We start from the raw sequence: 10,751 nt of genomic DNA, 5'->3' as shown, positions 1-10,751 counted from the left end.
GTGCCCCTTGCTTGCGTAACCCGTCCGGGCTGCTCAGGTACCGATTACGATTCTGCCAGCTTCAAACGGTTTAAAGCTACTGCCGCCGCTTGCTGCTCAGCTTCTTTTTTGGAGCGCCCCGTACCTGCCCCTAGCCGTTCGCTGTCCATATATACCTCGGCTACAAACTCGCGCTCATGGGCTGGTCCGCGCTCCTCTACAATCTTGTATTCAAGCATCCCCATGTTATGATGCTGCGTCAGTTCCTGAAGCTCTGTTTTGAAATCACTCATCTGAAGTTTACCGTTTAATACAATTTGAGGAAAAATATAACGTTCCAGAAACGAACGGACTGCCTCCAGACCCTGATCCAAATAAAGCGCACCTACGAATGCTTCGAATACATCAGCCAACAGAGCCGGACGAGTACGTCCACCTGTCAACTCTTCACCTTTTCCAAGCAGTACATATTGCCCGAACTCAAGCCCGACAGCAAACTTCACCAGAGAAGGTTCACAGACAATAGCTGCACGCAGCTTGGTGAGTTCGCCTTCGGGTCGGTTAGGGTACTGATTGTACAATTGCTCGGACACCGTCAGTTCCAGAACAGCGTCACCTAAAAATTCAAGACGCTCATTGTCTGCATGCTGACTGAACCGATGTTCGTTTACGTAGGAAGCGTGCGTAAAGGCCTGCTTCAGAAGCTGCCGATTGTTGAATTGAATATGAAGTTTCTGCTGTAATTGCTTCAAGTCTCCACTCAACGAACTGACCCCTTATGCTTCATATTTTTTTAGAATAACCGTAGCATTGTGACCGCCAAAACCAAAGGAATTGGACATAACCACATTCAGTTCCGCTTTTCTCGGCTTATTAGGTACATAATCAAGATCGCATGCCGGGTCTTGATTATCCAAATTAATCGTTGGCGGAATCGTCTGATGCTGAAGGGCGAGACCACAGATCACAGCTTCAACGCCGCCCGCTGCACCCAATAAATGCCCTGTCATCGACTTGGTTGAGCTGATCGCTACCTTATAGGCATGCTCTCCAAGCGTTTTCTTAACTGCTTCCGTTTCGGATTTATCACCGACTGGCGTAGACGTACCATGTGCATTGATATAATCAATCTCTTCAGGATTCAATCCAGCATCACGGATCGCCATTCTAATGCAGCGTGCTGCTCCCTCTGGATCAGGCTCCGTCATATGATGGGCATCACCAGAAAGACCGTAGCCAATCACTTCACCGTAAATACGCGCACCACGCTTCAAAGCATGATCCAACGATTCTAGAATAAGAACACCGGAGCCTTCGCCCATAACAAACCCGTCTCTTTCGGTATCAAAAGGACGACTTGCCTTTTGAGGCTCGTCATTACGCGTGGACATCGCTCTCATGGAACAAAATCCAGCCATACCAATCGGACGAATAGTCGCCTCAGCTCCTCCGCAAATCATGGCGTCTGCGTCACCACGCTGAATCATGCGGAAGGAATCGCCAATAGCATGACTGCCTGTGGCACAAGCCGTAACTGGTGATGTATTAGGGCCTTTAGCACCGAGTGAAATCGACACTTGACCGGAACCCATATTAGCAATCATCATCGGGATGAAGAAAGGGCTTACGCGTTTAGGTCCTTTTTCAATCAGTGCGTTGTGCTGGTCTTCCCAAGTTCCCAATCCGCCAATACCGGAACCGACAGATACACCAACACGCTCAGCGTCCGCATTTTCTCCGATTACAAGTCCGCTGTCCTCAAGCGCCAATTTACTAGCAGCAACCGCAAACTGCACAAAGCGGTCCATTTTACGCGCATCCTTACGTTCAATATAATCCTCTGGATTAAAATCTTTAATGGAAGCGGCTATTTTCGTAGTGTACTCACTTGTATCGAAAGCTTCGATTTCACTGACGCCGGATTTTCCAGCCATCAGATTATCCCATAGTGTGTTCAAATCCTGTCCCAGCGAAGTGATTACACCCATTCCTGTTATGACAACACGTTGTTTCAAAGATAATCACCTCTATGTCTACTGCATATTGTATTTTAAGACCGCACTCTCTTGTGCGTAAAAATAATATAGAATCAACTAAAGTTAGTAATGCCACATACTCCTCAGCCTTTGACTAAGTGAAGCTGAGCCAAACTCAAAAACACGCGGCAATTCCGTCTTTAGTTCAATCTGTATAATTAGGAGAAAGTCCCGCCTATAACAGAACGGGACTTTTGATGACATGAATTAGGTATGAGATTGTATGTACTTCACAACTTCACCTACAGTTGTAATTTTCTCTGCATCTTCATCAGAGATTTCCATATCAAACTCATCTTCCAATTCCATTACCAATTCAACTACATCGAGAGAATCAGCGCCTAAATCATCTTTAAAAGATGCTTCAAGTGTAACTTCGGCTTCGTCGGCTCCCAAACGGTCAACGACAATGCGTTTTACGCGCTCCAATACATCGGACATCCGGCTCACCTCCTCTTAGGTATTATACGAAAATTACAATTAAAATGCCATAGAAGAGAGTTTTCATTGACAACTCTTCATCGGGGCATGCGGATTGGCAACATGCTACTACATATACATGCCGCCATCCACATGCAAAGTCTGGCCCGTCATATATGAGGAAGCATCCGAGGCCAAGAACAGCACCACGTCAGCAATTTCCTCAGGCCGTCCAAGACGGGCCAGCGGAATACCGCTAAGCATATTGTCACGCAAATCATCAGCCAGTACCTGCGTCATCTCAGTATCGATGAATCCAGGAGCCACACAGTTCACTGTAATACCTCTAGACGCAAGCTCTCGAGCAGAGGATTTGGTAAGACCAATTACCCCTGCTTTAGCAGCAACATAGTTGGCTTGTCCTGCGTTGCCAAGTACACCGACCACGGAGGAGATATTGATAATTCGGCCAGAACGCTGCTTCATCATTGGACGTGTTGCCGCCTTAAGACAATTAAACACACCCTTCAGATTCGTTTCGATCACCTGATCGAATTCCTCTTCCTTCATACGCATGATTAAATTATCTCTTGTTATGCCGGCATTATTCACCAGGATGTCAATTTTGCCCCAAGCGCCAATCACATCCTTGATCAACTGATCTGCTTCGTCAGCGCGACCGACATTAGCCTGAACTGTAATAGCCTCTACACCTTTGGCACGAATCTGCTCTGCTACCTCAGTCGCAGCCGCTTCACTACCAGCATAGTTTACCGCCACATTAGCACCTGCTTCAGCCAGCGCCAGCGCAATACTGCGGCCAATTCCGCGCGACGCTCCCGTAACGAGCGCCGTTTTTCCACTCAATGGCTTAGACATCATAGTCCCCCCCCTTGCAAGTATATAACCCGTTAAGGCAATGATTAGACTTTTAACGGGCCTCCAAGGCTTCCGTTACAGAAGCAAACGACTCCAGGCTGCTTATATTATACAGCTTAACCGTTTTGTCGATTTTTTTAACCAATCCAGTCAAAACACTTCCCGGTCCAAACTCAACAAAGGTGTCAACACCTTGTTCTAGTAGCCATGTTACACTGTCTTCCCACAGTACCGGAGAATAGACCTGATCCACCAACAGTTGGCGGATTTCGCTCCCCTCACGTACAGGTTTAGCTGTTACATTGGCAACAACCGGAATCTGAGCTTTGGAGAAAGTTACAGCCCCCAACTTGCCGGAGAGCTTGGTCGCTGCTTCCTTCATCAATGACGAGTGGAAAGGACCGCTAACCTCCAGAGTAATAGCGCGCTTGCCTCCTGCTTCCTTCACACGTTCAGCGACAGCAGCTACACCCTCCTTCGTACCAGATACAACAATTTGTCCGGGACAATTGATATTGGCTAGTTCGACCAGTTGACCAGACTCCGTAATATCACGGCACAATGCTGCCAATGCTTCACGATCAGCTCCCAACACAGCAGCCATCCCGCCTTGCCCATCAGGAATGGCCTGCTCCATGAACTCGCCACGTGTACGAACGATCTCAACCGCATCCTCAAATGCGAGAACACCGGAAGCGACTAGCGCGCTGTATTCTCCTAGACTGTGTCCAGCCACATAATCGGGATGAATGCCCATTTTTTCCTTGAACGCTTCATACAACGCAATGCTCGCCGTTAACAGTGCAGGCTGCGTATTAGATGTTTGCTTCAAAGCTGTGTCCGGCCCTTCAAAAATCAGTGTGCTCAGTGCGAACCCTAACCGTTCGTCCGCTTGGCGAAATACTTCTGTTGCAGCTGGAACTGCTTCATAAGCATCTTTAGCCATACCTACAGCTTGTGAACCCTGACCGGGAAATATAAATGCCGTTTTGCCCATCGTGTATGCACCTCTCTGTATCCAATGCTTGTCCTGTAAAACACTACACAAATTCAATATTATATCAAAACTTCCATCTCATTACCAGACAAGAACCGACGCTCCCCAGGTCAAGCCACCGCCAAAGCCCACCATTAATACACGGTCGCCTTCCTTCATGCGGCCTTCCTCAGCTGCTTCCACAAGAGCGAGAGGGATTGAGGCTGCCGATGTATTCGCATATTTATGAACATTAACAACTACCTTTTCCTCTGGTAAATCCAGACGTTGCATTGCCGATTGGATAATGCGAACATTGGCTTGATGCGGAACGAACAGATCAATATCATCTTTGGACAGCCCTGCTTTTTCCAACACATCAACCGTTGCCGTTCCCATAACACGAACCGCGAACTTGAACACTTCGCGTCCGTTCATGTAAATGTAGTGCTGTTTATTTTCCAGTGTGTCTGCACTCGCAGGCAAACGCGAGCCTCCTGCTTCCAACTTGAGTAAGCTGCCTCCAGCACCTTCAGCCCCGAGATCAAAGGATTGGAATCCTCTACCTTCAGGCACTTCGCCAATCACTACAGCTCCTGCACCATCTCCGAATAGAACACAGGTATTGCGGTCGGTATAATCTGTAATCCGAGAAAGACAGTCTGCCCCAATGATTAATGCATTATTATAAATACCTGTCTTAATGAAGCTCGTTGCCGTAGCCAGTCCGTATACAAAACCTGAGCATGCCGCAGACAAATCAAAAGCTGCTGCGCCTTTGGCTCCCAATTTGTCCTGAAGAATGCAGGCAGTTGACGGAAACGCCATATCCGGTGTAACCGTAGCTACAATAATTAAATCCAGATCCTGTGCCGTCATACCCGCGGACTCCAACGCTTTAATTGCTGCTTCATAAGCTAAATCAGATGTAGCCTGCTCTGGAGCCGCAATATGGCGCTCCTGAATCCCTGTACGGCTGACAATCCATTCATCACTCGTTTCTACGATTGCTTCCAAATCTTTATTGGTCAGAATTTTCTCAGGTACGTATTTCCCTGTTCCGATAACACCAACCGGCCGTAATTTATTCATATCGTCACTCACTTCCTGCTGATTTCCTTGGATATACTTTCCACCAACCGGTTTTGCAAGGCCGTACGAGCCTGCCTTACCGCATTTTTGACGGCAACGCCGTCAGACGAACCGTGACTTTTCAGGACGAGTCCACTCAAACCCAGCAAAGGAGCCCCGCCATGCTCTTTATAATCCAATTTACCTTTCAGACTGCGAAGCTCAGGCATAATCAAGGCTGCCGCAAGCTTGGTCTTCAAGGATTTGGTGAATTGCTCTTTTAAGAGAGAAAATATGGCTCCGGCTGTACCCTCCAGCGATTTTAACATGATATTTCCAGCAAATCCATCACACACCAGTACATCGCAATTCCCGGTTAACACATCTCTCGATTCAACATTACCCACAAAATTGACAGGTAACTGCTCAATAAGCGGAAATGCCAACTTCGTCAGTTCATTGCCCTTCCCAGCTTCAGTCCCCACATTAAGCAGACCCACCCTTGGAGAAGTCACACCGTGAACTTTCTGACGATACAAACTCCCCATCAGTGCATACTGGGCAAGATGCTCAGGCTTGGCATCCATATTGGCTCCCAAGTCAAGCGCCAGAATACCCTGATCATCAATCGTTGGTATCATCGGCGCGAGAGCCGGACGTTCAATGCCCTCCATTCTTCCAACCACCAGCAACCCTGTGGTCATTAGCGCACCTGTATTACCTGCGGATATCATGGCATCGGCTTCGCCTTCTCTGACCATTCGACCAGCCACGACCATCGAAGCATCCTTTTTACGGCGCACTGCCTTTACAGGCTCGTCCTGTGCATCTATCGTTTCGGATGCATGGCGAATGCTGAGGTTCGTCGGCAACACCCTACCGTTCAAAACCGATTCAATTCGTTCCCGGTCACCAACCAGCGTTATGTCCGTATCCTTCCATTCCGCTGCCGCAGATAGCGCGCCCTCTACTGTCGCCTCAGGAGCATTATCTCCCCCCATGGCATCAATGGCGATCCGCATGCTGACTTCCTCCTTCGCTATACTCTTCCTCCGTGGAGCGATAAATGACAAAGTTGCCTTGGAACACCATTTCTTCTCCTACGTAGGCAAAGACTTCCACTTTAGCCTTCCCTTTTTGTTCTGGATTTGAGCGTACATATGCCTTGGCAATGCACTTCTCACCTAAATGAACCGGGCGGACAAAGCGTATATCCGCTGACGCGGTCAATGCTATCTCATCATTAATCACGGCAACGGCCAATGAATTGGCCTGGGCAAATACATAATGCCCCCGCGCAATGCCAGTACGCGAGAAAATATGTTCCTCTTTAATCTCAAAAATCGAAATACCGCTTCGATCCAACTGTAGATCAACGATATCTCCGATCACTTCATGCAAAGGCAAGGAACGAACCTGGTCATAGGATCGCTCAGCCATCAGCTTTAGCCGTTCCCGCAATTCCGGGATTCCCAGCTCCATCCGGTCCAGCCGAATAGTCTGAATACTTACCTTCAGCTGTCTTGTCAATTCCTGATCCGTTACGAACGGATTATCATCAATTAATTGAGTCAGCCGCTGCTGTCTCTGTCTCTTCGGCAAACGTTCGATGTCAGTGACGCCTCCTTTCCCTACAACAAACTATCGTTCAGACGACAGTTTGGGTTACTTTACTTCACTTTCTAACGGCGAGACTTCAAGCCACTTTGTCTTCTTGTATGTATAAAGGAGCCCTTTCGGCCCTTCTTTCTTAGAACCTGGTACTAAAACAGTATATAGCATGCTGACGTAAAAAGGAAGCATGCAGACAAAAAAAAGTAGCGCCTCACTGAAGTGAAGCGCTACTCTTTCTGCGAAGATTCCAAAGAATCCGCTTATCGGACATTATTGAGAGATGATCTCTCTAGCTTTGTACGTTCCGCAAACTTTGCACACATGGTGAGCAAGTTTCAATTCGCCGCATTCGGAGCATTTCACCATACCTGGTACTGCCAGTTTAAAGTGAGTACGACGTTTGTCGCGACGAGTTTTGGATGTTCTCCGTTGAGGTACTGCCATTATTCCCACCTCCTTAACCAGATCAACCCCGCATAAACGGGTATGACTTCTTATCTCATTCAAGACTGAAAGAAAATGCTAGAAGCAATTATCTTACAGCCGGTGAATCAAGCCTGCAACATCCACGCATCGGTCCAGTAACTCTCCGGCACAAGCGGATGATGATTTTTCAGAATTGAACTCAATTCTCATTTAAAAAAATCCTTAAGCCCTGCCAGACGCGGATCAATCTTTTCCGTATTGCCATCGCTACTGTCATCGGAGCCAATACTCCAGTTTTGTCCGGTCTTTGGTGCGATTCCCTGACAATCCTCACTGCACAAAGGCGCAAACGGCACATGCAGTACAAACAGTTCTTCACAATACGGTGCAATGTCGAAGGAGTCCTCCGTCACTGCGATAAAATCGCCATCTTCATCCTCCTCTTCAACACTCGAAGAGGTTTGCTTAAACCGTTCACGGAATTCAATCTTTAAATCCTCGTGCATCGGGCTTAAACAGCGTGAGCACAGCATGTCCAGACCTGCGGTCAACGTGCCTTCCACGCTCATCAAGCCTTGACCCTGACTAACGGCGACCAAGTCGGTCTCCAGCGGGGAAACGGCCGTAACATCAGCACGATCATCCACCAATTCACTCACATTAAGAGATTCACGGATAGGAAAAGGACCGTCACTTGTTGCTACTTTGCGAAAAAATAGTTGCATCACTATCACTCCAAACAAACAAAAATTATTATACCGACTGATCGAGTCGTTTGTCAACACCTTTCACTTTACACCACTCACAAATCCACCGGTTTTCTAATGGTTCGACAAGTTTTATGCAGAAGCAAAAATGCATTGTGCTAAACATGTACCGATGAGTATTCGTACCCCCGCCACTCTTCGTGTACAATAATGCGAGTATAAAGCTTTTTCGTCCAGGTCTCAATGGTCTTGTTCATGTCAATGATGAAAAATCAGTAAAGCTGCCCTGAAAACAAACATTGGCGGGTACTTAACCATTATTATCAAAAGAGTTACCCAATAAGCTACTTTAAGAAAGGAGCCGACTACGGTCTTGAAAACACTCGGTATGATTGTTGAGTACAATCCCCTGCATAACGGACATGTCCATCACTGGGAGGAATCTCTTCGCATCACTGGTGCACAGCGCACAGTGGCTGTGATGAGTGGTCCTTTCCTTCAGCGGGGTGAACCCGCGATTACAGACAAATGGTCCCGCACCGAAATGGCACTCGCCATGGGTGTCGACCTCGTTCTGGAGCTGCCTGTGGCCTATGCCGTCCAGCCTGCAGAATGGTTTGCCCACGGAGCGGTCGCCCTGCTCCATGCGACGGGCATCGTCGACGCGCTCTGCTTCGGTAGCGAGAGCGGAGACATCGCCCCGCTGCGCGCGCTGGCCCGCGTGCTGGCGGCAGAGCCGGCCGAGCTCAAGGCCGGCATCGCGCAGCGCCTGAGCAGCGGGGCGAGCTATCCTGCTGCCTACGCGGGAGCCGCAGCCGCGCTCGCGGCCGAAGGAGTGGACGGTGCTGCGCTCGCCGCCCTCATGCAGCAGCCCAACAATACGTTGGGGCTGCATTACTTGATTGCGCTGGAACGGCTGGGCAGCACAATCAAGCCCTTCACGGTAGCCCGCACGGGATCGGGCTACCATGAAGCCGTGGCGCCTGCGGACGGAGTCATCGCCAGCGCCACGGCCATCCGCCGTCTGCTGCTGGACGGCGGGCCGGAGGCCGCGTCGCCGTACATACCTGCGGCGACACTGGAGATTTTGCGGCGCGAGTGGCAAGCGGAACGCGCGCCGCTGCATTGGGAAGCGTTCAGCCAGCCGCTGCTGAACGCACTGATCACACGTAGCCCGCAGCAGCTGGCGGAGCTACACGAGGTCACCGAAGGGCTGGAGCATCGTCTGCGGCAATCGCTATACACGCTACCCCAGCCTTCTGTGGAGGCCCTGCTCACCGCGATCAAGACAAGGCGGTATACTCGTACGAAGCTTCAGCGGATGTGTGCGCATATTTTGCTGAATCATGCCAAAGCCGATATGACTCCGGCTGAGCTGGCGAAAGGTCCAAGCTATATCCGCGTGCTCGGCTTTAACAGGGCTGGACGCGAGCTGCTGGCACGTATGAAACAGACAGCCACCCTTCCAGTGTGGGTCAAGCTGTCTGCTGGATCACATCCCCACCTGAACTGGGATACAGCCGCAGCCGCCATACACGCAGCTGGGATGCCACGTCCCGCCATCCGCGGCATGTATGCCGATTACTTGCGACCGCCCATTATGGTTTGATGGGCAGCTTTTCCATATAATTCAGCGCATCGCCAAGCTTGCGAACCGAAACAAGCTTCATCCGGGTTCCCATTTGCTCAGCTTTGGCCTTGGCCTCTTTATAATTATCCGCAGGGACGAAAAACAATTCCGCACCCTGACGGTCAGCAGCAACTATTTTATACTTTACACCACCAATAGCTCCAACCTGACCGTCCTTATCAATAGTACCCGTACCGGCTACACGATATCCCTTACTCAGATCACCTGGTGTCAGTTGGTTATAGATTTCCATGGTAAACATCAAACCTGCCGAAGGACCGCCAACATCCGTAGATGTAAAATGAATCGTTTTACGTTCATCCTTCGGCTCCACCTTCTGTACCGTGGCAATACTGACGCCAAATCCAGAACGTCGCTTACCCGTCTCACTGTCCGTGATGGTCGTTAAGGGAGCTTGCACGGTCAGCAACTTTCCATCGCGCTTTAGCTTCACTTTAGCCATTTTTCCCGATTTTTCGTCCTCCAAAGCCTTCCGAATGGAACGATTATCGGTCACCCTCACGCCGTTCAGCTCCAATATTTCATCTCCGGGCTCAAACACACTGTTCGATCCCGGGACCTTAAATACATACACGTAATCTGGCACAATGCGATAGGGAACATGGGCACGGGTGTAGGCAGCCTCCATCGCGGAAGATTGGGAATCCCCCATATACCATACCTGCTCTGCCGCATATTCGTCTTCACTTCTTCCATGCAGACGATCCTCTTTGCGCTGAATCTCCGAATTGCGGTCCAGCTTGGACAGGCCCAACATAATAACATTGGCATAACGCGCCGATACCGTCGTCATCATAAAGGTCCCCCGTTCGATGCTGTCACCCTCCCGGACTCTAACCATCGGTTTGATCTCGTTAGCCCCACCTGGTCCATAGATCAGATAAGGGGTTGGCATATAGACCAGCACATAGACCATTGCAGCCAGCATTAAGACATAACCGGTTGTAAAAAAAACTCTTTTCCGGTTTATTCGTTTCATTGCTTCTCCCCCC

General features: G+C 49.4%; 12 protein-coding genes. 1 reads left to right on the top strand and 11 read right to left on the bottom strand.

Going from position 1 to position 10,751, the window contains the following annotated elements; genetic code table 11:
• Positions 1-44: 44 nt before the first annotated feature.
• The 10 genes from rnc to T3H97_RS09715 form a co-directional block, all read right to left on the bottom strand.
• On the bottom strand, positions 45-743 hold the full coding sequence (rnc, locus tag T3H97_RS09760) for a ribonuclease III (protein WP_013309856.1): 699 nt from the start codon (positions 741-743) through the stop codon (positions 45-47).
• Positions 744-755: 12 nt separating this feature from the next.
• Entirely contained in the window at positions 756-1,994 is a 1,239-nt protein-coding gene (gene fabF / locus T3H97_RS09755; RefSeq protein ID WP_061832008.1) for a beta-ketoacyl-ACP synthase II, read from the bottom strand.
• A 228-nt stretch (positions 1,995-2,222) separates the two neighbouring features.
• Positions 2,223-2,456: an acyl carrier protein gene (locus T3H97_RS09750; RefSeq protein WP_007429985.1), complete on the bottom strand. Its 234-nt coding sequence runs from the start codon at positions 2,454-2,456 to the stop codon at positions 2,223-2,225.
• Positions 2,457-2,564: 108 nt separating this feature from the next.
• Positions 2,565-3,314, bottom strand: coding sequence for a 3-oxoacyl-[acyl-carrier-protein] reductase (gene fabG, locus T3H97_RS09745; RefSeq protein WP_025721716.1), 750 nt, complete (start codon positions 3,312-3,314; stop codon positions 2,565-2,567).
• A 52-nt stretch (positions 3,315-3,366) separates the two neighbouring features.
• Positions 3,367-4,311, bottom strand: a complete 945-nt coding sequence (fabD, locus tag T3H97_RS09740) for an ACP S-malonyltransferase (protein ID WP_069291710.1) — start codon at positions 4,309-4,311, stop codon at positions 3,367-3,369.
• 81 nt (positions 4,312-4,392) lie between these two features.
• Positions 4,393-5,382 (bottom strand): beta-ketoacyl-ACP synthase III, encoded by a 990-nt coding sequence (locus T3H97_RS09735; protein WP_023988162.1) that lies wholly within the window; start codon positions 5,380-5,382, stop codon positions 4,393-4,395.
• A gap of 8 nt (positions 5,383-5,390) precedes the next feature.
• Positions 5,391-6,383: a phosphate acyltransferase PlsX gene (plsX, locus tag T3H97_RS09730; RefSeq protein ID WP_328802409.1), complete on the bottom strand. Its 993-nt coding sequence runs from the start codon at positions 6,381-6,383 to the stop codon at positions 5,391-5,393.
• On the bottom strand, positions 6,367-6,963 hold the full coding sequence (fapR, locus tag T3H97_RS09725) for a transcription factor FapR (protein WP_007429980.1): 597 nt from the start codon (positions 6,961-6,963) through the stop codon (positions 6,367-6,369). The genes plsX and fapR overlap by 17 nt, the downstream gene beginning before the upstream one ends.
• A gap of 282 nt (positions 6,964-7,245) precedes the next feature.
• The gene (gene rpmF / locus T3H97_RS09720) at positions 7,246-7,419 is read right to left on the bottom strand and encodes a 50S ribosomal protein L32 (protein ID WP_007429979.1); all 174 of its coding nucleotides are present in this window, start codon (positions 7,417-7,419) and stop codon (positions 7,246-7,248) included.
• A gap of 188 nt (positions 7,420-7,607) precedes the next feature.
• A complete protein-coding gene (locus T3H97_RS09715; RefSeq protein ID WP_250244673.1) occupies positions 7,608-8,126 on the bottom strand; it encodes a YceD family protein in 519 nt (172 codons plus the stop codon).
• Positions 8,127-8,481: 355 nt separating this feature from the next.
• Here T3H97_RS09715 and T3H97_RS09710 point away from each other — a divergent pair, with 355 nt between their 5' ends.
• Complete coding sequence (locus tag T3H97_RS09710; protein ID WP_328802408.1) at positions 8,482-9,717, top strand: nucleotidyltransferase; 1,236 nt, start codon at positions 8,482-8,484, stop codon at positions 9,715-9,717.
• Here T3H97_RS09710 and T3H97_RS09705 read toward each other — a convergent pair.
• The gene (locus tag T3H97_RS09705) at positions 9,707-10,738 is read right to left on the bottom strand and encodes a YlbL family protein (protein ID WP_328802407.1); all 1,032 of its coding nucleotides are present in this window, start codon (positions 10,736-10,738) and stop codon (positions 9,707-9,709) included. The two genes, T3H97_RS09710 and T3H97_RS09705, sit on opposite strands and share 11 nt — an antisense overlap.
• Between the last annotated feature and the right edge of the window lie 13 nt (positions 10,739-10,751).

The organism is Paenibacillus sp. LX16 (assembly GCF_036252815.1).
Classification (GTDB): Bacteria; Bacillota; Bacilli; order Paenibacillales; family Paenibacillaceae; genus Paenibacillus; species Paenibacillus polymyxa_B.
Note: the sequence above shows the minus strand (reverse complement) of the source record. Positions and strands in the feature narration are given on the sequence as shown.

Coding starts and splice junctions, on each gene's coding strand:
- T3H97_RS09750 (WP_007429985.1), bottom strand. CDS start 2,456: ATGTCCGATGTATTGGAGCGCGTAAAACGCATTGTCGTTGACCGTTTG.
- fabG (WP_025721716.1), bottom strand. CDS start 3,314: ATGTCTAAGCCATTGAGTGGAAAAACGGCGCTCGTTACGGGAGCGTCG.
- fabD (WP_069291710.1), bottom strand. CDS start 4,311: ATGGGCAAAACGGCATTTATATTTCCCGGTCAGGGTTCACAAGCTGTA.
- T3H97_RS09735 (WP_023988162.1), bottom strand. CDS start 5,382: ATGAATAAATTACGGCCGGTTGGTGTTATCGGAACAGGGAAATACGTA.
- plsX (WP_328802409.1), bottom strand. CDS start 6,383: ATGCGGATCGCCATTGATGCCATGGGGGGAGATAATGCTCCTGAGGCG.
- rpmF (WP_007429979.1), bottom strand. CDS start 7,419: ATGGCAGTACCTCAACGGAGAACATCCAAAACTCGTCGCGACAAACGT.
- T3H97_RS09715 (WP_250244673.1), bottom strand. CDS start 8,126: ATGCAACTATTTTTTCGCAAAGTAGCAACAAGTGACGGTCCTTTTCCT.
- T3H97_RS09705 (WP_328802407.1), bottom strand. CDS start 10,738: ATGAAACGAATAAACCGGAAAAGAGTTTTTTTTACAACCGGTTATGTC.